Source organism: Macrococcus armenti (genome assembly GCF_020097135.1).
GTDB lineage: Bacteria > Bacillota > Bacilli > Staphylococcales > Staphylococcaceae > Macrococcoides > Macrococcoides armenti.
In genome coordinates, this window is the sequence record NZ_CP083608.1 from 2074710 (window position 1) to 2100707 (window position 25998).

At 37.2% G+C, this 25998-nt stretch carries 23 protein-coding genes and 1 other annotated feature; all 23 genes read right to left on the reverse strand.

Annotated features, from left to right (window positions below; genetic code table 11):
* Positions 1 to 35: 35 nt before the first annotated feature.
* The 23 genes from tuf to cysE all read right to left on the reverse strand — a co-directional run bounded on the left by tuf (position 36) and on the right by cysE (position 25796).
* A complete protein-coding gene (gene tuf / locus LAU42_RS11095; protein ID WP_224183607.1) occupies positions 36 to 1223 on the reverse strand; it encodes an elongation factor Tu in 1188 nt (395 codons plus the stop codon).
* A 144-nt stretch (positions 1224 to 1367) separates the two neighbouring features.
* Positions 1368 to 3449: an elongation factor G gene (gene fusA, locus LAU42_RS11100; protein ID WP_224183608.1), complete on the reverse strand. Its 2082-nt coding sequence runs from the start codon at positions 3447 to 3449 to the stop codon at positions 1368 to 1370.
* Positions 3450 to 3559: 110 nt separating this feature from the next.
* The gene (gene rpsG / locus LAU42_RS11105) at positions 3560 to 4030 is read right to left on the reverse strand and encodes a 30S ribosomal protein S7 (RefSeq protein ID WP_015912362.1); all 471 of its coding nucleotides are present in this window, start codon (positions 4028 to 4030) and stop codon (positions 3560 to 3562) included.
* 103 nt (positions 4031 to 4133) lie between these two features.
* Positions 4134 to 4553, reverse strand: coding sequence for a 30S ribosomal protein S12 (gene rpsL / locus LAU42_RS11110; RefSeq protein ID WP_224183609.1), 420 nt, complete (start codon positions 4551 to 4553; stop codon positions 4134 to 4136).
* A gap of 86 nt (positions 4554 to 4639) precedes the next feature.
* Positions 4640 to 4897 carry a ribosomal L7Ae/L30e/S12e/Gadd45 family protein gene (locus LAU42_RS11115; RefSeq protein WP_224183610.1) on the reverse strand — a complete coding sequence of 86 codons (258 nt, stop codon included), beginning with the start codon at positions 4895 to 4897 and terminating at the stop codon, positions 4640 to 4642.
* A 115-nt stretch (positions 4898 to 5012) separates the two neighbouring features.
* Positions 5013 to 6554 carry an ABC transporter substrate-binding protein gene (locus LAU42_RS11120; RefSeq protein WP_338147640.1) on the reverse strand — a complete coding sequence of 514 codons (1542 nt, stop codon included), beginning with the start codon at positions 6552 to 6554 and terminating at the stop codon, positions 5013 to 5015.
* Between the two features lie 38 nt (positions 6555 to 6592).
* Positions 6593 to 8161, reverse strand: coding sequence for an ABC transporter substrate-binding protein (locus LAU42_RS11125; protein ID WP_224183611.1), 1569 nt, complete (start codon positions 8159 to 8161; stop codon positions 6593 to 6595).
* Positions 8162 to 8188: 27 nt separating this feature from the next.
* Positions 8189 to 9514 (reverse strand): SdrD B-like domain-containing protein, encoded by a 1326-nt coding sequence (locus tag LAU42_RS11130; RefSeq protein WP_224183612.1) that lies wholly within the window; start codon positions 9512 to 9514, stop codon positions 8189 to 8191.
* 366 nt (positions 9515 to 9880) lie between these two features.
* Positions 9881 to 13492 (reverse strand): DNA-directed RNA polymerase subunit beta', encoded by a 3612-nt coding sequence (gene rpoC, locus LAU42_RS11135; RefSeq protein ID WP_224183613.1) that lies wholly within the window; start codon positions 13490 to 13492, stop codon positions 9881 to 9883.
* 102 nt (positions 13493 to 13594) lie between these two features.
* Complete coding sequence (gene rpoB, locus LAU42_RS11140) at positions 13595 to 17137, reverse strand: DNA-directed RNA polymerase subunit beta (RefSeq protein WP_224183614.1); 3543 nt, start codon at positions 17135 to 17137, stop codon at positions 13595 to 13597.
* Between the two features lie 188 nt (positions 17138 to 17325).
* Positions 17326 to 17922 (reverse strand): class I SAM-dependent methyltransferase, encoded by a 597-nt coding sequence (locus LAU42_RS11145; protein WP_224184809.1) that lies wholly within the window; start codon positions 17920 to 17922, stop codon positions 17326 to 17328.
* Between the two features lie 107 nt (positions 17923 to 18029).
* Positions 18030 to 18395: a 50S ribosomal protein L7/L12 gene (gene rplL, locus LAU42_RS11150; RefSeq protein WP_420907963.1), complete on the reverse strand. Its 366-nt coding sequence runs from the start codon at positions 18393 to 18395 to the stop codon at positions 18030 to 18032.
* A gap of 54 nt (positions 18396 to 18449) precedes the next feature.
* The gene (gene rplJ / locus LAU42_RS11155; protein ID WP_224183615.1) at positions 18450 to 18968 is read right to left on the reverse strand and encodes a 50S ribosomal protein L10; all 519 of its coding nucleotides are present in this window, start codon (positions 18966 to 18968) and stop codon (positions 18450 to 18452) included.
* 37 nt (positions 18969 to 19005) lie between these two features.
* Positions 19006 to 19131, reverse strand: a sequence feature (ribosomal protein L10 leader region).
* Positions 19132 to 19175: 44 nt separating this feature from the next.
* Entirely contained in the window at positions 19176 to 19871 is a 696-nt protein-coding gene (gene rplA / locus LAU42_RS11160) for a 50S ribosomal protein L1 (protein ID WP_224183616.1), read from the reverse strand.
* A 106-nt stretch (positions 19872 to 19977) separates the two neighbouring features.
* Positions 19978 to 20400, reverse strand: a complete 423-nt coding sequence (rplK, locus tag LAU42_RS11165) for a 50S ribosomal protein L11 (RefSeq protein WP_224183617.1) — start codon at positions 20398 to 20400, stop codon at positions 19978 to 19980.
* Between the two features lie 147 nt (positions 20401 to 20547).
* Positions 20548 to 21093, reverse strand: a complete 546-nt coding sequence (gene nusG, locus LAU42_RS11170) for a transcription termination/antitermination protein NusG (RefSeq protein ID WP_224183618.1) — start codon at positions 21091 to 21093, stop codon at positions 20548 to 20550.
* 13 nt (positions 21094 to 21106) lie between these two features.
* Positions 21107 to 21286 (reverse strand): preprotein translocase subunit SecE, encoded by a 180-nt coding sequence (secE, locus tag LAU42_RS11175; RefSeq protein WP_224183619.1) that lies wholly within the window; start codon positions 21284 to 21286, stop codon positions 21107 to 21109.
* Between the two features lie 136 nt (positions 21287 to 21422).
* Positions 21423 to 22049, reverse strand: a complete 627-nt coding sequence (locus LAU42_RS11180) for a hypothetical protein (RefSeq protein WP_224183620.1) — start codon at positions 22047 to 22049, stop codon at positions 21423 to 21425.
* A gap of 76 nt (positions 22050 to 22125) precedes the next feature.
* The gene (locus tag LAU42_RS11185) at positions 22126 to 22644 is read right to left on the reverse strand and encodes an NYN domain-containing protein (protein WP_224183621.1); all 519 of its coding nucleotides are present in this window, start codon (positions 22642 to 22644) and stop codon (positions 22126 to 22128) included.
* A complete protein-coding gene (gene rlmB / locus LAU42_RS11190; protein WP_224183622.1) occupies positions 22644 to 23387 on the reverse strand; it encodes a 23S rRNA (guanosine(2251)-2'-O)-methyltransferase RlmB in 744 nt (247 codons plus the stop codon). Before rlmB ends, LAU42_RS11185 begins: the two co-directional genes overlap by 1 nt.
* Positions 23374 to 23784 carry a Mini-ribonuclease 3 gene (locus LAU42_RS11195; protein WP_224183623.1) on the reverse strand — a complete coding sequence of 137 codons (411 nt, stop codon included), beginning with the start codon at positions 23782 to 23784 and terminating at the stop codon, positions 23374 to 23376. The genes rlmB and LAU42_RS11195 overlap by 14 nt, the downstream gene beginning before the upstream one ends.
* Positions 23777 to 25171 carry a cysteine--tRNA ligase gene (cysS, locus tag LAU42_RS11200; protein ID WP_224183624.1) on the reverse strand — a complete coding sequence of 465 codons (1395 nt, stop codon included), beginning with the start codon at positions 25169 to 25171 and terminating at the stop codon, positions 23777 to 23779. Before cysS ends, LAU42_RS11195 begins: the two co-directional genes overlap by 8 nt.
* Positions 25155 to 25796, reverse strand: a complete 642-nt coding sequence (gene cysE, locus LAU42_RS11205; protein ID WP_420908090.1) for a serine O-acetyltransferase — start codon at positions 25794 to 25796, stop codon at positions 25155 to 25157. The genes cysS and cysE overlap by 17 nt, the downstream gene beginning before the upstream one ends.
* Positions 25797 to 25998: the final 202 nt, after the last annotated feature.

A 25998-nucleotide genomic window follows, 5' to 3' on the forward strand; every position in this document is an offset into this window, starting at 1 on the left:
TCCCTCATAGCTTTTTTTATCACTAAGGTGATGAATTATTTTTCGATTACAGATACAACGCCTGATCCTACAGTACGTCCACCTTCACGAATTGAGAAACGAGTTCCGTCTTCAATCGCGATTGGAGAAATTAATTCAACGTCCATTTCGATGTTGTCTCCAGGCATTACCATTTCAGTACCTTCTGGTAAGTTAACTACACCAGTTACGTCAGTTGTACGGAAGTAGAACTGTGGGCGGTAGTTTGAGAAGAATGGAGTATGACGTCCACCCTCTTCTTTAGATAATACGTAAACTTCAGCTTTGAATTTTGTATGTGGAGTGATTGAACCTGGTTTAGCTAATACTTGTCCACGTTGTACGTCTTCACGAGAAACACCACGTAATAATGCACCGATGTTGTCTCCAGCTTCAGCGTAATCTAATAACTTACGGAACATTTCTACACCTGTAACTGTAGTTTTAGATGGCTCTTCAGTTAAACCGATGATTTCAACTTCTTCACCAACTTTAACTTGTCCACGCTCAACACGTCCAGTTGCAACTGTACCACGACCAGTGATTGAGAATACGTCCTCAACTGGCATCATGAATGGTTTGTCAGAATCACGTTCTGGAGTTGGGATGTACTCATCAACTGCGTTCATTAATTCTATGATTTTGTCTTCGTACTCTTCAACGCCTTCTAATGCTTTTAAAGCAGATCCAGCGATTACAGGTACATCGTCACCAGGGAAATCGTATTCAGATAATAAGTCACGAACTTCCATTTCAACTAATTCTAATAATTCTTCATCGTCAACCATGTCAACTTTGTTTAAGAATACTACTAATGCAGGTACACCTACGTTACGTGATAAAAGGATGTGCTCACGAGTTTGTGGCATTGGACCGTCAGCAGCAGATACTACTAAGATACCACCGTCCATTTGTGCAGCACCAGTAATCATGTTTTTAACGTAGTCAGCGTGACCTGGGCAGTCAACGTGTGCATAGTGACGTTTTTCAGTTTCATACTCGATGTGTGAAGTATTGATTGTGATACCACGTTCTTTTTCTTCAGGTGCGTTATCGATTTGGTCGTATGAACGAGCTTCCCCACCTAATTTTTTTGATAAAACAGTTGCGATAGCAGCTGTTAAAGTAGTTTTACCGTGGTCAACGTGACCGATTGTACCAATATTGGCATGTGTTTTCGAGCGATCAAATTTTTCTTTAGCCATTTTGAAATCTCTCCTTAGTTTTAAGTTAATAGTTTTTATTACTCATGAGGGATTCTCACCCTCATGAGGTAACACATAATACATTTATAAAACATTTGATGATAAATTGCAATATATTGAGCAATGAATACTCAAAATTACATATTATTCACCTTTGTTTTTCTTAATGATATCTTCTGCGATTGATTTTGGTACTTCTTCGTAATGATCGAATACCATTGAGTAAGTACCGCGTCCTTGCGTGTTAGAACGTAAGTTAGTCGCATAACCGAACATTTCTGCTAACGGTACGAATGCACGAACAACTTGAGCGTTACCACGAGCTTCCATACCTTCTACGCGTCCACGACGGCTTGTTACGTCACCCATAATATCTCCCATGTATTCTTCAGGCATAACGATTTCTACCTTCATCATAGGTTCTAAAATTACAGGATCACATTTTTTAGCAGCTTCTTTAAGTGCTAATGAAGCAGCTACTTTGAAGGCCATCTCAGATGAATCGACATCATGGTAAGAACCATCGAATAATTTCGCTTTAACATCGATTAATGGATATCCAGCTAATACACCGTTTTCCATAGCATCTTTAAGACCAGCTTCAACTGAAGGGATATATTCACGAGGAACTACCCCACCGACGATTGCGTTTTCGAATTCGAATCCGCCGCCGACTTCGTTTGGTGAGAATTCGATATGAACGTCACCGTATTGTCCGCGACCACCTGATTGACGTGAGAATTTACCTTGAACTGCAGCAGTTGTTTTGAACGTTTCACGGTAAGATACCATTGGTGCACCAACTGTTGCTTCAACTTTAAATTCACGTTTCATACGGTCAACTAAGATATCTAAGTGTAACTCACCCATACCACCGATGATAACTTGTCCAGTTTCAGGGTCAGTATGTGCATGGAATGTTGGATCCTCTTCTTGTAATTTAACAAGAGCATTTGTCATCTTATCTTGGTCAGCTTTAGATTTAGGCTCAACAGATAAGTGAATAACTGGTTCTGGGAATTCCATAGACTCTAAGATAACTTGGTTTTTCTCGTCACATAATGTGTCACCAGTCGTAGTATCTTTTAAACCTACTGCAGCAGCGATATCTCCAGCATATACGATAGAGATTTCTTCACGTGAGTTTGCGTGCATTTGTAAAATACGTCCTACACGTTCACGTTTACCTTTAGTAGCGTTTTGTACATAAGAACCTGAGTTTAATGTACCAGAGTACACACGGAAGAATGTTAATTTACCTACGAATGGATCTGTCATTACTTTGAATGCTAATGCAGCGAATGGTGCATCGTCATCAGCTTTCGCAATGATTTCTTCACTCTCATCGTCAGCTGCATGACCAACGATTGGTTTAACATCTAATGGTGATGGTAAGTATGCAATTGCAGCATCAAGCATTAATTGGACACCTTTGTTTTTGAATGCAGTACCGCATAATACTGGGTAGAATTCAACGTCACAAGTCGCTTGACGGATTGCAGCTTTCAGTTCTTCAACTGAAATCTCTTCTCCACCTAAGTACTTATCCATTAAATCTTCATTAACGTCAGCTACAGCTTCGATTAATTGTTCACGCATTGCTTCTGCATCTGCTAAGTACTCTTCAGGAACATCTGAAACTTCGATGTCTGTACCTAAATCATTTGTATAAGTGTAAAGCTTCATTTCAACTAAATCTACGATTGCGCTGAATTGATCTTCTGCACCGATAGGCATTTGAATTGGGTGAGCATTAGCTTGTAATCTTTCATGTAACGTACCTACTGAGTAGTTAAAGTCCGCACCAGTTTTATCCATCTTGTTGATGAATACGATACGAGGTACTCCGTAAGTCGTTGCTTGACGCCATACAGTTTCTGTTTGTGGTTCAACACCTGATTGTGCATCAAGTACTGTAACCGCACCATCAAGTACACGTAATGAACGTTCAACTTCAACTGTGAAGTCTACGTGTCCAGGTGTATCGATGATGTTGATACGGTGGCCATTCCACTGAGCTGTTGTAGCAGCTGAAGTGATTGTGATACCACGTTCTTGTTCTTGTTCCATCCAGTCCATTTGTGAAGCACCTTCGTGTGTTTCACCAATTTTATGGATACGACCAGTATAATAAAGAATACGTTCAGTAGTCGTCGTTTTACCAGCATCGATGTGAGCCATGATACCGATATTACGCGTGTTCTTCAAAGAGAATTCTCTTGCCATGGGTATTCTTTCTCCTTCCAGGATTGGTTTATTTTAAAGAAAGTATAGCCCAAAAGCCATATGTATAGGCAGCAAGCTGCCATCCGAGACTAGAGGGACTATATTTCATCTTACCAACGGTAGTGAGCAAATGCTTTGTTTGCTTCTGCCATTTTATGAGTATCTTCACGCTTCTTAACAGCACCACCAGTGTTGTTAGCAGCATCTAAGATTTCGTTAGCTAAACGCTCTTCCATAGTTTTTTCACCACGAAGACGTGAGTAGTTTACTAACCAACGTAAACCTAAAGTCGTACGACGCTCAGCGCGAACTTCTACAGGTACTTGGTAGTTAGAACCCCCAACACGACGAGCTTTAACTTCTAATACAGGCATAATATTGTTGATTGCTTCTTCAAAAACTTCCATTGCATCACGACCAGAACGTTCTTGAACTAAATCGAATGCATTGTATAAGATTTTTTGAGCAGTACCACGTTTTCCGTCGATCATAATTTTGTTGATTAATTTAGTAACTAATTTTGAATTATGAATTGGATCTGGTAATACGTCTCTCTTTGCAACAGGACCTTTACGAGGCATATTAATATCCTCCTTTCTTCAGTATATTTTTTTGATTGTGTCATGTCTAGTAAGAAAGTAACATTTACAAAAATGAAACATTCTTAATAGTATTTGTGTTTAATTATTTTTTCTCTTTAGGTTTTTTAGCACCGTATAAAGAACGTCCTTGCATACGGCCGTCAACACCTGAAGTATCTAATGCTCCACGTACGATATGGTAACGTACCCCCGGTAAGTCTTTTACACGACCTCCACGAATAAGTACTACACTGTGTTCTTGTAAGTTGTGTCCGATACCAGGAATGTAAGCATTAACTTCAATATTATTTGATAAACGCACACGTGCATATTTACGTAACGCTGAGTTAGGTTTTTTAGGTGTCATTGTTCCTACACGAGTACAAACACCACGTTTTTGTGGAGATGCAACGTCAGTAGCTTTTTTCTTATGACTGTTATAACCTTTGTTTAATGCAGGCGCAGTTGATTTCTTAGCTTTTGAAGTTCTTGGCTTTTTAACTAATTGGTTAATAGTTGGCATTCTAAATGTCCTCCTCTCTTCTCTTTAATTCCACACATCCAGGTGGTTCATTTTTAAAGTAAATAAAAATTTGTAAGAATACCGCCTTACAAAGCGAGTTTCAAGTGCGCAACAACTGTTGCACGAACTTGAATTCCATATTGTTTACCCAGCGTCTCTTTCGATTCACTGAATTCAATAGGTAATTCTTGCTGGTATGCTAGTAATAGCACATTAGTTAATAAGTGGATTTCAGTGTTCTGTGCAATCACGATGTGACTGACATCACCCTTCTTAAGAGATTTTAACGTCTGCTTAAGCCCCACAACATATTGACTAGAGTGCATAACTTTTTCATTAGACATAATTATCCTCCAAAGCTATAGAGCTACTCATCAACCTAAATAATATTAACACCTTTTTATCCATTCGTCAATAATATATAGAATAACATTTAAACTTTTTAAGTTTAAATGTTATTTACTGTTCGTTATCATTAATTATCATTCTAAAATCAATCGTTCCATATGGTTGTTCTTTTATATTTTTCATTGTAATAGGGAGTTCAATAGACTTCTCATGTACAAATATTGGTACCATGTATTTCATGAGTTCGATTTTTCTCAGAAAACTGTTACATAAACTTTTGAGTGATTCATTCGGACGATAGTCTGCCTGATCTGTAATCCGCCTTGCATCTTCAAAGTCACCATACCATTCCTGAAACTTGCAATGTGTTAGCAAATCTAATGTTTTAAAAGGTTGATGCTGATTATAACTTTCAAACATCCACACAAAATCTACATCCATATTCAGTAAGTTCGAATTCAAGTATTCTTCATTCGTTAATTCGTAAAAAATAACTTCTATACCAAATGCCTTCATCTTTTCTCTGAACAATTCATAAACCGGCTTGTTGAAATCAATTACGAGAACCTTTACATACTCTTTAGAAATCTTAATTTCTCCTGGTGCATACTGCCTTGTTGGTTTAGCTATATCAACATTACCATTGACAATTTCACTAATACATACTAATAACATATCAGAAAGAAATGTTCTCTGCGCCTTCGAATAATTTTTGGAAGGATTAAATAAAACAAACTCATCTCCAAAGTGCGTCAATACTCGTTTAGTTTGATATTCTTCATTCGACTTCATTACCTCTTCTACATCAGATGTAAATGTAATGTGGTGGATTTCCGGTTGCGAACCACGATAAAATGCATTATATGTAACTTCTATTTTTGATTCGTCAAATTTTGAAATAGAATACGGACCTGTACCTAATAAATATTCTTCTCCGGTATCCTTATAAATAGAGCTATATCTTTGCGCAAGACTATATTCAAATAACTTTGGTTTAGTTTCAAATTTAAGTATTAATTTAAAGTCATTAATTACAATAATGTCTTCAATCATATTATAAAGTCTTGTATATAAGCTATCTGTTCTTAAATTGTCCAACACTGTTTTGACGTCTCCTGCTACAAGCATATCTCCGTTAGAAAAACTTACTTCTTTCTTCAAGTATAAGTGTAATTCATTATCAATCCATTCATCGTAAGATATTAAATTTCTCTGTATCTTTCCATCCACTGTAAGCCTGTACAACGTTTCAAATATTTGATATACAACTTGCGCTTCTTCAATCGTTGATATGTGTGAAGGGTTTAATGTTTGTGGCAAATTAGTATAAGGAATTACAACTTGTTCCTCTTTGACATTTAAAACAACATTATTCACAGTTTGCTGTAGTACATGAATGGATTTCTCTTCAAACGGTAATTCTAATATCGTCTGTAACTCTTCTACACTTAGATCCGGGACTCTATTTATAATATCTTTCAGTATTAATGACTCAACATCTTTAATAAGCTTTATAGAAGCTTTATTCCCTCGTCCACTAGCAGATTGGTATTCAATTAAATTATCTTCCTGCCACTTTTTTAGCAGACGCCCCATTTGTCGCTCAGATACTTCAAAGTACTCTGATAATTCAATAAGTAAAAAAATGATAATCCCTCTGCTCTAAAAAATATTTGAGTTTTAATAATCGACTATCTATCATTACTGTTATCCTCATTTACAATCACTATTGTATTAAAATATACTATCCCATATGGATCTGTCATAACATTTTCAAAATTATCAGGGAAGTGTAAGATTTTTTTATATGTATCCAATATAACTATTAAATGATTTTCTTTCATGTAATTATCATATCGCGCTTCTATATATGGCCAGTAATCTGCACCTTTTGCATTATATACATGCAGCAGATTCTTGCTTATTCCTGGTTCATAATACCACTCGATAAATTTACCTGATGTTAACAACTCATAATAGTATTGATTATCTCTTAATACCTCGCTCATCAATATAATATCAGCATTTAAATCATCTAGATGTTTCTCTAAATAATATTCTATTGATATCTCTATAATTTCCATTGTATCAAATAATGCGTTTAATCGCGTCATAATTGATTGATTCCTAATTCTGGATTGTTTAGGTGAAACGAGTACAAAATGTTTAGTGATTGTCAAACGTGGTTCATATTTAATACCATCCATTATACAATGAATCGCATAAATGATTTCCTCGCGTTCGTCTGTCGATAATATCGTATTCGGATTAAATAATAAGAAGTCATTGTTATGTGACTCATCTAAAGATATTTCTCTAGTACTTAAACGGCTATAGTATTCCTGATATTTTTTCACATCATTCACAAAAATCACCGAAGTGATATCAGGGGTCCCATGATGATAGTAAGGATTATATACTATTTTCATTATATCATCTGCTACACTATCCACTTTGTATGGCCCAGTAAATATAAGTTGTCCATTCTGCACTTTATATATACTCGTTTCAACTTTTGAAAGAATCCATTTAATAGACTCTTTACGTTTTTTTAATTTTATCTTTAGTTTACTTGCACTTATTACCTCAACTCCAAGTATATCAGCATATACTCCTAAATTTTTCTTCTCATCGATAAGTCGTTCAATGCAATGAACAACATCAGAAGCATGCAATATATCACCATTTGAATATCGGATATTTCTATATAAATGGATAATGAGGTTATTGCCTTCCCACTCATCATAAATCACAATATTACTTTTTAATTCATTTTTATCAGAAATATATAAAGTATCAGCAACATTATTAAGTAATGTTAATAACGATATATCGATTGGATGTAATGGATCCAAGCACTTTGGAATATGATATAAATATTCCATATGATAATGATTATCTTCCTGGACTTTCTCCTTCACGAAAATACTCTCATCTATACAGATTTTTATTAGTTTTCTGGAGCTATCGCTCATAGGAATTTGTAATATTTCCTGCAACTTTTGCAAATCATAAGTTTTTATATTATGAATCAAATGATTCACAAAATGGCTTTCAATATTGATTTTAAAGCTGACTTCTGAAGCATTCCCTCTTCCCATACCACTAGAATAATCGAGAATCTCTTCTTCTTGCCATTTATTCAGTAGGCGAGAGAGCTGCCTTGGAGTAATTTCTAAAAACTCAGAAACTTCTTCACGATTGAACGGATTATCTTTTAAATATACATACAGTTTATATACACGTTCATCAACATTCACAGCATCTCCTCCCATCATAAATCGTTATTAATGGACCTCATTATGCTTAAGCATCAAGCCACCTATACTGGAAGCAAAAGTTGTCAAACCTCTGATTTCACCAGGGCTAGTAGGTGTCTCAGTTTTTGCTTTAATCAGTTTGTTTTCTATTTCTTTAAATGGAGGAAATTTTGGCGACTTTTGGTCATCAATTGAAACGATTTCTTTGTTGTCTTTATTTTTTTCATTGCTCAACGTTGGTTTACGTGAAGTATTTTTACTTTCAATCGGTAATTTAGATTGTTCACTATTAAAAATAATTGATTGATTAATATTAGTATATTTACCCGTTTTATTATCAATTAATACATCCAAAGGCAATAATATATCAGCAGTCTGTATAGTATTTATATTCAGTTGATTTGAATCACTGTTTCTCGCATCATTAACAACAATGTTTTGATTTGTTGTATGAACACGCTCAACATCATTTCTATTCACACTGTTATTGACTACATTGTCAAGCGTTGCTGGTACTTCTGTCGTCGGTAATTCCGTTGTCGGTAATTCCGTTGTCGGTAATTCTGTTGTCGGTAATTCCGTCGTCGGTAATTCTGTCGTTGGCACTTCTGTTGTCGGTAATTCCGTCGTCGGTAATTCTGTCGTTGGCACTTCTGTTGTCGGTAATTCCGTTGTCGGTAATTCCGTTGTCGGTAATTCCGTTGTCGGTAATTCCGTTGTCGGTAATTCCGTTGTCGGTAATTCCGTTGTCGGTAATTCCGTTGTCGGTAATTCCGTTGTCGGTAATTCTGTTGTCGGTAATTCTGTTGTCGGTAATTCTGTCGTTGGCGCTTCTGTTGTCGGCTTTTCTTCTACTACTTCTCTTGGAATAACTCTGACATTTGTTCTCATGACATTTGCAACTAAGTATTCAACCTTTACAACAAAGGTACGTTCAGATAGATCTATATCTGCTTTATTTTCACTTGGCAGCAAGAAGTTTATGAACTTTAGTTCATACTGACCAGTTGGAATTTTATCAAATCTAAAGTATCCAGAATTATTTGTTGTTGTTGTACTTATAACATTACCATCTCGCATTAATGCAACTTCAATATTCGGAACATTTAAATCTGAAATTCCATCATTATCTTTATCGTATGTTAAATAGCCATCAACAACATGAAGTTTAACTGATGGTATAGTACTATTCGTAGTAGTAGCGTTGTTTGTTGAGCTGATTTGGACTGCTTCTGAATCTACAACGATCCCCCCAAAAAGGATTGCACTAAGAAAAACTGATGCTGCCCCAGTTCTTTTTTTATTAATATCAAAAGAATAATTATTTTTATTCTTCCTTTTATTTTTAGACATTATTTAATTCCCTTTCAAATAAAATGATTTTGGACAGAATGCCAAATCATAGTTCTGTTGTTTTGATTTAATATTCTTTTATCTGATATTTCCTTAATAATCGCCAAAGGTAAATTACAATATCAATATATCCAATTTTAATAATATTAACATAAAATCTTATACAATATAGATATTAATAAATTGTTATATTTTTCAGTTTTTTTATTAATAAATGCACTTATCCATGTAGTACTCATTATAGTTGAAATACAATTTATTAATTAAAAAGACTTAAATGATTTAGAAAACAACTCTCATTTCCTAATACCATTCAAGTCTTTTACAATATCGATATATTGTATAATATATTTCGATACTCGATTTTTATGTTTCTACTGGTGCTTCTTCCATTTTCGGCAGATCTTTATCGTATTCAACGTCTCTATAACGTCTCATACCTGTACCTGCTGGAATTAACTTACCAATAATAACGTTTTCTTTAAGTCCAAGTAAGTCATCACGCTTACCTTTAATTGCTGCATCAGTTAACACACGTGTAGTTTCCTGGAACGAAGCAGCTGATAAGAAACTTTCTGTTTCAAGAGAAGCTTTCGTAATACCAAGTAATACCGGTTTAGCTGTTGCTGGGTGTTTTCTTTCTTTAAACACTTTTCTGTTTGCATCTGTAAATGTATGAATATCTACCAATGCACCTGGTAATAGATTCGTATCTCCTGCTTCGATAATACGTACTTTACGTAACATTTGACGTACCATTACTTCAACGTGTTTATCAGAAATTTCTACCCCCTGCATACGGTAAACTTTCTGTACTTCTTTAAGTAAGTAACTTTGTGTTGCATTTAAACCTGCAATTGCAAGTAATTCTTTAGGCTCGATAGAACCTTCAGTCAGTACTTCACCACGTGCAATTTTCTGACCGATTTCAACCTTAAGTCTTGCGTTACCTGGTGCTAAGTACGTACGTACTTCGTTTTCACCTTTAACTTTAATTTCCTGCATACGATCTTTTACGACATTGATGTCGATAATTTCACCGTTAATTTCAGAAATTACTGCCTGACCTTTCGGATTACGCGCTTCGAATAACTCCTGAATACGCGGTAAACCTTGAGTGATATCGGCACCTGCTACCCCACCTGTATGGAATGTACGCATTGTAAGCTGCGTACCAGGTTCACCGATAGATTGTGCAGCGATTGTACCAACTGCTTCACCCACTTCAACTTTTTCACCTGTTGCAAGGTTTTTACCATAACACTTCTCACATACACCGTGACGTGTGTTACATGTAAATGCTGAACGGATATGCATTTCTTCAATACCTGCATCAACAATTAATTTCGCGATTTCTGGCGTAATTAATTCGTTTGATTTCACAAGTATTTCTTTCGTTTCAGGGTGTCTTACTGTTTCTCTTGAATAGCGACCTTCAAGACGCTCAATGAATGGTTCAATAAGTTCTGAACCTTCACGGATAGCTGATACAAGTAATCCACGGTCTGTACCACAATCAGGTTCACGCACGATAACATCTTGTGCTACGTCAACAAGACGACGTGTTAAGTAACCTGAATCGGCTGTTTTAAGTGCTGTATCGGCAAGACCCTTACGCGCGCCGTGTGTTGAAATGAAGTACTCTAATACCGTTAAACCTTCACGGAATGATGATTTGATCGGTAACTCGATGATACGTCCAGATGGGTTGGCCATCAGACCACGCATACCTGCTAACTGTGTAAAGTTAGATGCGTTACCACGGGCACCAGAGTCACTCATCATGAAGATTGGGTTTAAGTCATCTAAAGAGTTCATTAGTTTCGCTTGAATATCATCTTTCGCTTTCGTCCAGATTTCGATAACACGTGCGTAACGTTCACTTTCAGTAATTAAACCACGTGTGAATTGTTTCGTCACTTGATCTACTTTCTCTTCTGCTGCATCGATGATTTCCTGTTTATCTGGTAATACCACGATATCAGATACACCAACTGTAATACCTGCACGTGATGAATATTTAAATCCTAAATCTTTCATTCTGTCTAACATCATTGAAGTATCAGTGATATGGAACTTATTGAATACTTCGGCAATAATTTGTCCTAAGAACTTCTTATTAAATGGTTTCACAAGTGGTGTTTCATTTAATAATTTAAGTAGTCCTTCTTCAGTAATGTCAGTTGCATTAATGAAATATTTATCCGGCGTTCTTTGTTCTAAGTTAGATAAAGATGGTTCATTGATATATGGGAATGATTCCGGCATAATCTCGTTGAAAATTACTTTACCTACTGAAGTTAACAATAACTGATTGTTTTGCGTTTCAGTAAATGTAGGATTATTAAATGATCCTGCATGAACTGCGATTCTTGAATGTAAATGAACGTAACCATTAACGTAAGCCATGATTACTTCATTTGCATCTTTGAAGATCTTACCTTCTCCAATTGAACCTTCACGCTCTAATGTTAAGTAGTAGTTACCTAATACCATATCCTGAGATGGTGTAACAACTGGTTTACCATCTTTCGGGTTAAGGATGTTCTGTGCCGCTAACATTAACATACGCGCTTCAGCTTGTGCTTCTTTAGATAAAGGTACGTGAACGGCCATTTGGTCACCATCGAAATCGGCATTGTAAGCAGTTGTTACAAGCGGATGAAGACGAATTGCGCGTCCTTCTACTAATGTAGGTTCAAATGCCTGAATACCTAAACGGTGAAGTGTTGGTGCACGGTTTAATAGTACTGGGTGTTCACGAATAACATCTTCTAAAACATCCCATACTTCAGCTTCCATACGCTCAATCTTACCTTTAGCGTTCTTAATGTTTGTTGCGATTTCACGTTCAACGAGTTCTTTCATAACGAATGGTTTGAATAATTCAAGCGCCATTTCTTTAGGAAGTCCACATTGATACATCTTTAAGTTTGGTCCTACAACGATAACCGAACGCCCAGAATAGTCAACACGTTTACCAAGTAAGTTTTGACGGAAACGTCCTTGTTTACCTTTAAGCATGTGTGATAATGATTTTAATGGGCGGTTACCTGGTCCAGTAACTGGACGGCCACGACGCCCATTATCGATTAACGCATCTACTGCTTCTTGTAACATACGTTTTTCGTTTTGAACGATGATGCCAGGAGCACCTAAGTCTAATAAACGTTTTAAACGGTTGTTACGGTTAATAACACGACGGTATAAATCGTTTAAATCACTGGTTGCAAAACGTCCACCATCTAATTGAACCATCGGACGGATTTCAGGTGGAATGATTGGTAATACGTCTAAAATCATCCATGATGGATCATTTCCTGAGTTACGGAATGATTCTACAACTTCTAAACGTTTAATCGCACGCGTTAAACGTTGTCCTGTTGCAGACTCTAACTCTTCACGTAATGTGCGTAATTCCTGATCTAAATCGATATCAGTCAGTAAATCTTTAATTGCTTCAGCACCCATTTTAGCAATGAACTGTCCTGGGAACTTATCATAATACTCACGGTATTCTCTTTCAGATAATAACGTTTTCTTTTCTAGACCAGTTGGTCCTGGCTCAATCACAACGTAAGAAGCAAAGTAGATAACTTCTTCTAATGAACGTGGTGACATATCTAATAATAATCCCATACGTGATGGAATACCTTTAAAGTACCAAATATGTGAAACCGGTGCTGCAAGTTCGATGTGACCCATACGTTCACGACGTACTTTTGATTTTGTTACTTCAACGCCACAACGGTCACAGACCATACCTTTGTAACGTACACGTTTATATTTTCCACAGCTACATTCCCAGTCTTTTGTCGGACCGAAAATCTTCTCACAGAATAAACCATCTCTTTCAGGTTTTAATGTACGGTAGTTAATTGTTTCTGGCTTTTTAACCTCACCGAAACTCCAAGAACGGATTTTTTCAGGTGAAGCGAGACCTATCTTCATGTAATGAAAGTTATTTACATCAATCAAAGCCCTACCTCCTTAGTATATTAAAAATTTTTCTTTATCGTAATGACTATAGAGATGATTCAGCAAAAGCTGAATCATCGGTTAATTCTTCCGAGACAGTGATTATTCAGTGATCTCAGCTTCTGGCATAGGCGCTTTAGCAATGTTAATCTTTGAATCAACGAAATCGTCATCTTCTAAATCACGCATTTCAATTTCTTCATCTTTGTTATCCATTACTTTAACGTCTAATCCTAAACTTTGTAACTCTTTCATAAGTACGCGGAATGATTCCGGAACACCTGGACGTGGGATGTTTTCGCCTTTAACGATTGCTTCGTAAGTTTTAACACGCCCTACAGTATCATCTGATTTGTACGTTAAGATTTCTTGTAATGTGTAAGCTGCACCATATGCTTCAAGTGCCCATACTTCCATCTCACCGAAACGTTGTCCACCGAATTGCGCTTTACCACCTAATGGTTGTTGTGTAACAAGTGAGTACGGTCCAGTTGAACGTGCATGTAACTTATCGTCAACCATGTGTGCAAGTTTAAGCATGTACATTACACCTACAGATACACGGTTATCGAATGGTTCACCTGTACGACCATCATAGAGAACAGTCTTACCGTCACGTGCCATACCAGCTTCTTCAATCGTTGACCAAACGTCTTCTTCGTTCGCACCATCAAATACTGGTGATGCTACGTGCAGACCTAAGTTTTTAGCAGCCATACCTAAGTGTAACTCTAAAACTTGTCCGATATTCATACGTGAAGGCACCCCAAGTGGGTTTAACATGATGTCGATTGGACGACCATCTGGTAAGAACGGCATATCTTCTTCAGGTAATATACGAGAGATAACCCCTTTGTTACCGTGACGACCACACATCTTATCTCCTACGTGAATTTTACGTTTCTGAACGATATATACACGTACAAGTTGGTTTACACCTGGTGGTAACTCATCGCCATCTTCACGGTTGAAGACTTTAACGTCTAATACGATACCATCTGCACCGTGTGGAACACGTAATGAAGTATCGCGTACTTCACGTGCTTTTTCACCGAAGATTGCATGTAATAAACGCTCTTCAGCTGTAAGTTCTGTTACACCTTTAGGCGTTACTTTACCTACTAGAATATCTCCGTCACGTACTTCAGCACCAACAAAGATAATACCACGATCATCTAAGTTTTTAAGCGCGTTATCTGATACGTTTGGAATATCACGCGTAATTTCTTCAGGTCCGAGTTTCGTATCACGTGCTTCAGATTCATACTCTTCAATATGAATAGAAGTATAAACGTCATCTTTAACGAGACGTTCGCTCATGATTACAGCATCCTCGTAGTTATATCCGTCCCAAGTCATGAATCCAACGACAACGTTACGACCAAGCGCCATCTCACCAAGCTCCATTGAAGGACCGTCAGCTAAGATTTCACCTTTAGTAACAACATCGCCAACTGCAACGATTGGACGTTGGTTATAACATGTACCTGAGTTTGAACGTGCGAATTTCGCAAGTTTATATACATCTAAATCTGTTTCGATTTCTTTTCCGCCTTCTTCTACGATACGGCGAACTTTAATTTGGCGTGCTTCAACGTGTTCAACACGTCCTTTGTATTTCGCAACAACTGCAGCTCCAGAGTCACGTGCTGCTACGTGTTCCATACCTGTTCCAACAAACGGTGCTTCAGGGTTCATTAAAGGTACTGCTTGACGTTGCATGTTCGCACCCATTAATGCACGGTTCGAGTCATCGTTTTCTAAGAACGGAATACATGCTGTCGCAGCTGAAACAACTTGTTTCGGCGATACATCCATATAGTCCATACGTTCACGTGCCATAACTGTGTTATCTCCACGGAAACGACAAACAACTTCATCATCTAAGAACTTACCATTGTCATCTAAACGCGCATTGGCCTGTGCAACAACGTAAGCATCTTCTTCGTCTGCTGTTAAGTAGTCGATTTGGTTCGTTACAGTATTCGTCTCGATATCAACTTTACGGTACGGTGTTTCAATGAAACCAAATTCATTCACACGTGCGTAACTTGAAAGTGAGTTGATTAACCCGATGTTTGGTCCCTCAGGAGTTTCAATCGGACACATACGACCATAGTGAGAGTAGTGAACGTCACGCACTTCCATACCAGCACGTTCTCTCGTTAAACCACCCGGCCCTAATGCAGATAAACGACGTTTATGCGTTAACTCTGCCAGTGGGTTTGCCTGGTCCATGAATTGAGATAACTGCGAGCTACCAAAGAACTCTTTAATCGATGCGATAACAGGACGAATGTTGATTAATTGTTGAGGTGTTACAGATTCTGTATCCTGTAAACTCATACGTTCACGTACAACACGTTCCATACGGCTTAAACCGATACGGAATTGGTTTTGTAATAATTCACCTACTGAACGTAAACGACGGTTACCTAAATGGTCAATATCGTCTGTATCACCTACACCTGCTAATAAGTTAAAGAAATAACTTACAGATGATAAGATATCTGCTGGCGTAATACATTTCACTTCATCATCCGGGAATGCATTACCGATAATAGTCGTCGTACGTTTTTCCTCATCACCAGGTACGTATACTTTAACAGATTGAATTTCAATCGGCTCGTCTAATAAACCGTTATCTAGATCGTAAACTTTTTGGTTGGCATTGCTTTCTAATACGTCCATAATTTGATCTAAATTACGACGGTCAAGTAATGTACCTTCCTCTGCTACGATTTCACCAGTTTCTGTGTTAACGATCGGTTCTGCTAACACCTGGTTGAATAAACGGTGCTTTAAGTGTAATTTTTTGTTCATTTTGTAACGTCCAACGCTAGCTAAGTCATAGCGTTTTGGGTCGAAGAAACGAGAGTATAACAAACTCTTAGCGTTCTCAACTGTTGGTGGCTCACCAGGACGTAAACGTTCATAAATTTCAAGTAATGCAGCTTCTGTAGATTCTGTATTATCTTTATCTAATGCGTTACGTAAGTACTCATTATCGCCTAATAAGTCGATAATTTCCTGATCCGTGCTAAATCCTAACGCACGAAGTAATACTGTAATCGGAAGTTTACGCGTACGGTCGATACGTACGAATACAACATCTTTCGCATCAGTTTCATATTCAAGCCATGCACCACGGTTAGGGATTACAGTCGCGCCGAAGCTGACTTTACCGTTTTTGTCTACTTTATCATTGAAATAAACTGACGGTGAACGAACGAGCTGAGATACGATTACACGTTCTGCACCATTGATTACGAACGTTCCTGTATCAGTCATTAATGGGAAATCTCCCATAAATACTTCCTGTTCCTTTACTTCGCCTGTTTCTTTAATGATTAAACGAACCTTAACACGAAGTGGTGCAGCATAAGTTGCATCACGGTTTTTCGATTCATCTAAATCGTACTTTGGTTCACCTAATTTGTAATCTACAAACTCTAATGATAAGTTACCTGTAAAGTCTTCAATCGGAGAAATGTCTTTAAACATTTCGATTAAACCTTCTTTTAGGAACCAGTCATAAGATTTCGTTTGAATCTCGATTAAGTTAGGTAGTTCTAGAATTTCGGAAATTCTCGCATAACTTCTACGTTTACGATGCCTTCCGTATTGGATAAGTTGACCTGTCAACAGATTCACCCCTCAAAAAATTGTGGTGCACACTTATTCATATAGCGTTGTTAAGACAAAAAGAAAACGGAAATCAGATCATTCCATTTTCATTTTTTGCTCATCCGACATCTATAAAGATAGAAAAGTGCACACTTATTCATTTAAAATTTTACATTCTATTACTATAACAGAGAGATTGTATAAGGTCAACCTTTTACACTCTTTAATATATAGTAACCTTTATCTTTCTTAAGCACAGTGACATTACTAAAAACTTCTTCCATCTTTTTCTTAGCTGATGGCATTCCTTGTTTCTTCTGAATAACAACATAGAGCGCACCGTCTTTATCAAGCACTTTCGCACTGTCTTCTAAAATGCGGTGTACAACTTCTTTCCCAGCACGAATCGGCGGGTTAGAAATAACACAATCAAAAGTTTCAGAAACTTCATTTAAGCCATCACTTTTATAAACGTGTACATCTTTAATGTTGTTATGTACTGCATTCTTTCGCGCAAGATTTAATGCACGCTCATTAACATCAACCATATGTAGTGTACAGTCCGGGAAATGTTTTGCAATCATCAGCCCCATCGTGCCATAACCACACCCCACATCGAGCAATCGATTTTGATGGGCATCTTTAATCAAAGTTTCTGTCAGGAGCTTTGATCCAAAATCAACGCCTGACTTTGAAAACACGCCATTGTCTGTCATAAGTTTCAGCGCAATATCATTCAGATTAAATGAAATTTCCGACTCGTTACTTTCAACTTGCTGTTCTTCACTATAATAATGACTCATCATACACCTCACTATTTACCATTCGTTACTGTTAGTATAACAATTAAAAGCAATAAAAACCCGTTATAAAATATATAACGGGTTTTTATAAGATTCGTTAGTAGAAATTATTTAACTTCTACAGAAGCTCCAGCTTCTTCTAATTTAGCTTTTAATTCTTCAGCTTCGTCTTTAGAAACGCCTGATTTTACTACTTTAGGAGCGTTATCAACTAATTCTTTAGCTTCTTTTAATCCTAAACCAGCAGCTTCTTTAACAGCTTTAACAACTTTAATTTTTGAAGCTCCAGCAGATACTAATTCTACGTCGAATTCAGTTTTCTCAGCAGCAGCACCTTCGCCACCAGCAGCACCAGCAGCAGCTACAGGAGCAGCAGCAGTTACACCAAATTCTTCTTCGATAGCTTTAACTAAATCGTTTAATTCTAAAACTGACATTTCTTTAATCATTTCGATAATTTTTTCGTTTGACATGATTGTAATCCTCCATTTTTTATAAGTTTAATTTTTTAAGCACTCTTATTAAGATTATGCTTCTTCGACAGCTTCAGAACCGTCTTCTTTTTGTTCTCCAACCGCTTTAACTGCATATGCAAAGTTGCGGATTGGTGCTTGTAATACTGAAAGAACCATAGAAATAAGTCCTTCTTTTGATGGTAAAGATGCAATAGCTTTAACATCTTCAGCAGACGTTACAGTTCCTTCGATGATACCAGCTTTAATTTCTAATGCTTCGTTTTCTTTAGCGAAGTCAGCGATAATTTTAGCTGGAGCAACAACTTCCTCGTTTGAGAATGCGATAGCGTTTGGACCTGTTAAGAATTCATCAATTCCTTCAATTCCAGCAGCTGCAGCAGAACGACGAACTAAAGTGTTTTTGTATACTTTAAATTCAACGCCAGCTTCACGAAGTTGTTTACGTAGTTCAGTTACTTGCGCAACTGTTAAACCACGGTAGTCAACGATGATTGTAGATACTGAATTTTTTAACTGTTCAGTAATCACGTCAGCTTTTTGTTGTTTAATTTCGATCGCTTTTGTACTCATTGTGACACCTCCATTAAGATTTTCGTGCTTTTTTAATATAATTATTAAAAAAGCACTTTTCACCCATGGCAAAAAGTGCTTGAAGTTTTCAAGTCAAATTTCACCTCGGTAGGATTATTAAGCATTACGCCCCTACTGTCTTAGGTTATTTATAAAATACAAATTACACTATAACGTGAAATTTGAATCTTGTCAATTGTTTTCTAATTAGTTTCTAACTTCTGATGGGTCGATTTTAATACCAGGGCCCATAGTTGTTGTAACAGAAACTGATTTGAAGTAAGTACCTTTAGATGAAGCTGGTTTCGCTTTAGCTAAAACATCTTTAAGTGTGTTAAAGTTTTCAACTAATTTGTCAGCATCAAATGATACTTTACCGATTGCAGCATGAACGATACCTGATTTCTCAGCACGGTATTCAACTTTACCAGCTTTGATTTCTTGAACAGCTTTAGTAACGTCCATTGTTACAGTACCAGTTTTAGGGTTTGGCATTAAACCTTTAGGTCCAAGTACACGACCTAATTTACCAACTTCACCCATCATGTCTGGTGTTGCAACGATCACATCGAAATCGAACCAACCTTGGTTGATTTTGTTGATGTATTCTGAATCACCAACGAAGTCAGCACCTGCTGCTTCAGCTTCTTTTAATTTTTCGCCTTTAGCGAATACTAATACACGTTGAGTTTTACCAGTACCGTTTGGTAGTACTACAGCTCCACGGATTTGTTGATCGTTTTTACGCACGTCAATTCCTAAGCGGAATGCAACTTCTACAGATGCATCAAAGTTAACAGTGCTTGTTTCTTTCGCAAGTTTGATTGCTTCTTCTACTGAGTAGAATTTTGTGCTATCAACTTTTTGAGCGGCTTCTTGATACTTTTTACCTTTTTTAGCCATTTTCATTTCCTCCTTATAGTGGTTTTAGCGGAATTTCCTCCCACGAGCATTGCTATATACAATGCAAGAGCAGACGAGTGAACGTCTGCTTTAAATCTTGAATTTATTATTTAATTTCTACACCCATACTACGAGCAGTACCAGCAATAATTCTCATTGCCGCTTCTACGCTTGCTGCATTTAAATCTTCCATTTTAGCTTCAGCGATTTCACGTACTTGATCTTCAGTTACTGTAGCAACTTTAGTTTTGTTAGGCTCACCAGAACCTTTCTCAATTTTAGCTGCTTTCTTAAGTAATACTGCTGCAGGTGGTGTTTTAGTGATAAATGTAAATGAACGGTCTTCAAATACAGAAATTTCAACCGGAATAATTAAACCTGCTTGTTCTTGTGTACGTGCGTTAAATTCTTTACAGAATCCCATAATGTTTACACCCGCTTGACCTAATGCTGGACCAACTGGTGGTGCTGGATTCGCTTTCCCTGCAGGGATTTGTAATTTAACAACTTTGATTACTTTTTTAGCCACGATGTGCACCTCCTTGATATCGTGATGTGGTCACAGGGTATGATATTTACCCTCCCACTCTTATACGTGCATTTGCACGACTATAAAATATTACCACTTAATTTTCATTTTGACAAGTGAAAATTTACATTTATTTTAAAATAAATATTATAATTTTTCAATCTGATCGAATTCTATTTCAACCGGCGTTTCACGTCCGAACATATCTACGAGTACAGTTAATTTATATTTCTCTGCATCGATTTCTTTCACTTCGCCGACCTGGTTCGTAAACGGCCCGCTAGTTACGCGTACTTGTTCACCAAGTTCAATTTCAACATCAATTGTTTTTTCATTCATACCCATTGATTTTAAGATGAAGCGTGCTTCTTCCGGTAATAATGGGTTTGGTTTAGATCCTGCACCCGCTGAACCTACAAAACCTGTTACACCCGGCGTATTACGTACGACATACCATGACTCATCCGTCATAACAAGTTCTACTAATACATATCCTGGGAATGTCTTTTTAAGGCTCGTTTTCTTTTTACCGTCTTTAATCGTTGTTTCTTCTTCTTCCGGAATTACTACACGGAAAATTTGGTCCTGCATGTTCATAGACTCAAGACGCTTTTCTAAATTATCTTTTACTTTGTTTTCATATCCTGAGTATGTATGAACTGCATACCAGTGCTTTTTACTTTCTTCAGACATCGAATGTGCCTCCTTATTTAATTAATCGAATTAATTCTGTAATCCCCATATCGATAAGGAAAAAGAAAATGATAAAGAATATTACTGTTGCTACTACAATTGATGTATCTCTAACGATTTCCTGACCCGTTGGCCAAGTCGTCTTCTTCATTTCTGAAACTACACCTTGAAAGAAGTTTTCTTTACGTTCCATATAGTCCGCCTCCATTATTTGATGATAAAAAATATACCGAACGAAAGCATTCGATATATTTGATTATATATTCACTTATGTCAATGCATCATTTCATTCTAATCCTAGTTTAATATACAAATTATCTCTTACTTTGTCAATTGTCACTGTCGTTGAGTATGTGCTTTCTTACTTTGTTTTTTATGCGCGTTATTGTGTTCTGTATCGTCTTTACTGACTCTTCTTCCAGTAGCGCCATTACCTGCACTGTCATGCCTTCTTTCGCATACTTCAGAACTTTATGCTCTAACGGGCTCAGCTGCAGATTTACCGGTGTCAGCTCCTCTATAAGCGCACGAACTTCACTCTCAACTTCAGGCCTGACTGAATTCGTATCTGCTATTTGTTCAACTATCGGACGATTATATGCATCTTCAGAATCGATGCTCACAACATCAAACTTCGGCTTTCTTCTTTCTCTACTCGCCATCGTTAAAAGATAATATTTCAGCATACTGAAATAATATAATTCAAATGAATCACTGCGCGTTTTATCATATTTCAGCGCTGTTTTATATAAAGTGATTAAACACTGCTGATATACGATGTCCCGTTCAATGTAATAATACTTTCTGACATATACTTCAATACTATTGCGCATACGTTTTACGAGATCATCAAAAACTTCAATATGACCTTGCTGCAATGCACATACGAGCTCGTCTACAGATTTCATCTGATATACTTCTGAAGTCTCACACAATATAAAATACGCCTTAAGCATAGCCTACCTCTAACGTTTTTATTTTAGTGTAATTTGTTTCTGCAAACATTTCAAATAATAGTATTTATTCAAGTAACTATAACTTCCCTCTTCGAATGCGTTCCAGTTTCTGAAGTGTTGCTTCATCAATTGTAATCCTCGTCCTCGGTTTCACTTCATCCATGTTTTTGATATCCTTTTCAATCATCACTTTCTCTTCTTCAAGGTTTGAAATAAATTCTCTTGAAGGAATGCGCAGGGCGCCGCTACCAAAAATTGCATGCTGCTCTGACATATCACTCGTTACGACTTTAATCGTTGTAATATGTTTATTGTACAGCTCGAATGTTAAACGCTCTATAACTGCATCTGCCGTTTCATTCTGTTTAGAGTAAATCACACGAATGCCATGAAATACTTCTTCGCGTTCGTGTGACTTGACATCATATGCATCAAAAACGACGATTACATCATCTTCTATACGTGCATTGTAGTTTGCAAGTTCCAGCAGAAGCTCTGTACGCGCTTCAGCGAGTGATTCTATTGCCATCGCCTTCAAATAATTACTTTGACCGATAACATTATAACCATCAATAATCGTATAATGCTGTTTCATCAGTTTAACGGATTCCTTTTTCGGTAAACTTCATACATGAGTAAACTTGCGGCTACAGAGGCGTTCAGACTATTGACATGTCCGACCATCGGCAAGTGAATCAGGAAATCGCATTTATCTTTAACGAGACGACTCATTCCTTCACCTTCAGAACCAATCACGATTGCAAGGTCCATATCTGCATTCATTTTTCTATAATCTACAGATTTTTTAGCATCTGTTCCCGCAACCCAGAAACCAGCATCCTTTAATTTATCAATCGCCTGATTGATATTGTTAACACGCATAACAGGTACGTGCTCTACTGCACCTGTTGATGCTTTTACAACTGTTTGATTCAGACTGACAGAGCGACGTTTCGGAATCATAATTCCATCTACACCTATCGCATCAGCCGTTCTAATAATCGAACCTAAGTTATGCGGATCTTCCAGCCCATCTAATATCATAATCGTGCTTAACTTATCACGGTTACGACTACTTAAGAAATCTTCGAGCTCTGTATACTCATATGGTGAAATCATCGCTAATATTCCTTGATGCGGCACATCCGACATATGATCAAGTTTCGACTTCGGAACGGTCTGAACGATAATCTTTTTCTCTTTACATAAATTCAGAATGCTCGAAATCTGTGACTTATTAATACCTTCTTGTATAAGCACTTTGTTAATTTCATGGTCAGAAGATACTGCACTTTTAACAGCATGTCTCCCAACAATTATGTCATCATTTGTGTTCATCTTTACCCCTCTTTTCGCACTGGTCAATGATTTCTGCCAGTAAAATTTGTAATCGTTCATCTTCGTTATTAAGGTGCAAATAGCCGATGACTGCTTCTAATCCTGTACTCTTCTTATATGTTACAACGTCTGTATTTTTAGCTTTCGTATGACTTTTTGCATTGCGGCCACGCATCAGTATATCCATTTCTTCATCAGTAAAGAAGCGGCTTTCTACTAATGCATCAAACGTTTGTGCCTGGCTTTTAGCAGACACAAAGAACGTTGCATAACGATGAAGTTCATTAGGCTTACGATTTTTCTCACGCACGATATAATTGCGCACATGTAAATCAAGCACAGCATCTCCTAAATACGCAAGCGTCAGAGGATTATAAAGACTCGCCTCATTAACCACGTTTAAATCTCACACCTTGTGCAGTGTCTTCAAGAATAATATTCTGTGCTTTTAACATATCTCGAATTTCGTCAGCGCGTTTAAAGTCTTTATTCTTTCTTGCTTCCTGGCGTTCTTCGATTAAACGTTCAATTTCTTCATCAAGAAGTGCATTCGCAACATCTAACTTCACGCCAAGTACTTCGCTGAAGATTTCAAACACTTCAAGGAAACGATTGATTACATTTAAATCTGTTGAAGCATTCTGGTTATAGATGTTCGCCTGTTTCGCCAGCTCATACCATGCTGTAATCGCATTTGCTGTATTAAAATCATCATCCATTGCCGTCTCAAATTGCTTTAATATATCATCAATTGTATTGATAACAGATGCATGATCTACGATATCAACAGATATATCTTTACGATCTTTCATCGCCTGATATGCATTCTGAATTCTTTCAAGTCCTGCTTTCGCACTTGCAACAAGCTCCATATTATAGTTGATCGGATTTCTGTAGTGCACGCTGATCATGAAGAAACGCAGTACATTCGGGTCAATTTCTTTAATAATATCGTGCACTAAAATAAAGTTACCAAGTGACTTACTCATTTTCTCGTTATCAATATTGATAAATCCGTTATGCATCCAGTAATTCGCAAATGTTGTATCGTTATGCGCTTCAGATTGTGCAATTTCATTCTCATGGTGCGGGAACGTTAAGTCACTACCGCCTGCATGAATATCAATCGAATCTCCTAAATGTTTCTTTGCCATTACTGAACATTCGATATGCCATCCCGGACGACCTTCTCCCCACGGTGATGCCCAGCTGATTTCTCCAGGCTTCGCTGCTTTCCATAGCGCAAAATCAAGTGCATCATCTTTTAGTTCTCCTGTTTGAATACGTGCACCTACTTTAAGCTCATCAATTGACTGATGGCTCAGCTTACCATATCCATCAAACTTACGCGTTCTGAAATATACATCTCCACCACTCTCATAGGCGTAGTCCTTTTTAATTAATGCTTCGATAAATTCAATAATGTCATCCATATGATCCATTACACGTGGATGATGTGTTGCTGTCTTACAATTTAATGCATGCGTATCTTCAAAGTACGCTTCAATAAAACGATCTGCAACTTCAGGAACCGTCTGACCGAGCTCGTTTGCTGCTTTAATTAACTTATCGTCCACATCTGTAAAGTTCGAAACGTAGTTCACTTCATAGCCTCTGTACTCGAAGTAGCGGCGCACGACATCAAAACTGATTGCAGGACGTGCATTACCGATATGAATGTAGTTATAAACTGTCGGTCCACAAACGTACATCTTTACTTTACCTTCTTCTATTGGCACAAACTTTTCTTTACTTCTCGTTAATGTATTATATAACGTAATCATCTTGAATCTCTCCATTTCTTGACGCCTCAATATGGCGCTCTAATTCTTTTAACTTTTCATAAATCGGATCCGGTAAGTTCGTATGTTCAAACGACTTACCTACTTTAACACCATTTTGTCTGACGATACGTCCTGGTATACCAACAACAGTCGAATAATCCGGTACGCATTTAAGAACGACAGAATTAGAACCGATATTGACGTTATTTCCAATCTGGATATTGCCAAGCACTTTCGCACCTGCAGCAATCAGTACATTATCACCAATATCAGGATGTCGTTTACCACGTTCTTTTCCTGTACCACCAAGTGTCACACCTTGATAAATCGTAACATTGTCTCCAATCGTACACGTCTCTCCAATTACAATACCCATTCCGTGGTCGATAAACAGTCGTTTCCCAATTTTAGCACCAGGATGAATCTCCACTCCTGAGAAAAACCTTGAAACTTGGCTGATACTACGAGCAATAAAGTACATTTTACGATTAAAAAACCAATGGGCGACAAGATGCCACCATACCGCATGAAGTCCAGAGTATGTTAAAAACACTTCAAGACTACTTCTTGCAGCGGGGTCCTGCTCAAATACCATTGCAATATCATCTTTAATACGCTTAAACACCGGAATCCTCCTCTCGTAAATAAAAAAGAAGCACCTCAGTTAAGAGGTGCTTCTGCACGGTTCCACTCTTCATTAATAGATATAAAATCTATTCACTCATAAAGTTATTCAGTTCAGTTATGAGGTGCATTCAGCCATCCATTTAACGTATTCTTCCACCACCCGAATACTCTCTTGTAGATAAATTGAAGACTTACTTGGT

Coding starts and splice junctions, on each gene's coding strand:
- tuf (WP_224183607.1), bottom strand. CDS start 1,223: ATGGCTAAAGAAAAATTTGATCGCTCGAAAACACATGCCAATATTGGT.
- fusA (WP_224183608.1), bottom strand. CDS start 3,449: ATGGCAAGAGAATTCTCTTTGAAGAACACGCGTAATATCGGTATCATG.
- rpsG (WP_015912362.1), bottom strand. CDS start 4,030: ATGCCTCGTAAAGGTCCTGTTGCAAAGAGAGACGTATTACCAGATCCA.
- rpsL (WP_224183609.1), bottom strand. CDS start 4,553: ATGCCAACTATTAACCAATTAGTTAAAAAGCCAAGAACTTCAAAAGCT.
- LAU42_RS11115 (WP_224183610.1), bottom strand. CDS start 4,897: ATGTCTAATGAAAAAGTTATGCACTCTAGTCAATATGTTGTGGGGCTT.
- LAU42_RS11130 (WP_224183612.1), bottom strand. CDS start 9,514: ATGTCTAAAAATAAAAGGAAGAATAAAAATAATTATTCTTTTGATATT.
- LAU42_RS11145 (WP_224184809.1), bottom strand. CDS start 17,922: ATGAGTCATTATTATAGTGAAGAACAGCAAGTTGAAAGTAACGAGTCG.
- rplL (WP_420907963.1), bottom strand. CDS start 18,395: ATGTCAAACGAAAAAATTATCGAAATGATTAAAGAAATGTCAGTTTTA.
- rplJ (WP_224183615.1), bottom strand. CDS start 18,968: ATGAGTACAAAAGCGATCGAAATTAAACAACAAAAAGCTGACGTGATT.
- rplA (WP_224183616.1), bottom strand. CDS start 19,871: ATGGCTAAAAAAGGTAAAAAGTATCAAGAAGCCGCTCAAAAAGTTGAT.
- nusG (WP_224183618.1), bottom strand. CDS start 21,093: ATGTCTGAAGAAAGTAAAAAGCACTGGTATGCAGTTCATACATACTCA.
- secE (WP_224183619.1), bottom strand. CDS start 21,286: ATGGAACGTAAAGAAAACTTCTTTCAAGGTGTAGTTTCAGAAATGAAG.
- LAU42_RS11180 (WP_224183620.1), bottom strand. CDS start 22,049: ATGCTTAAGGCGTATTTTATATTGTGTGAGACTTCAGAAGTATATCAG.
- LAU42_RS11185 (WP_224183621.1), bottom strand. CDS start 22,644: ATGAAACAGCATTATACGATTATTGATGGTTATAATGTTATCGGTCAA.
- rlmB (WP_224183622.1), bottom strand. CDS start 23,387: ATGAACACAAATGATGACATAATTGTTGGGAGACATGCTGTTAAAAGT.
- cysS (WP_224183624.1), bottom strand. CDS start 25,171: ATGATTACGTTATATAATACATTAACGAGAAGTAAAGAAAAGTTTGTG.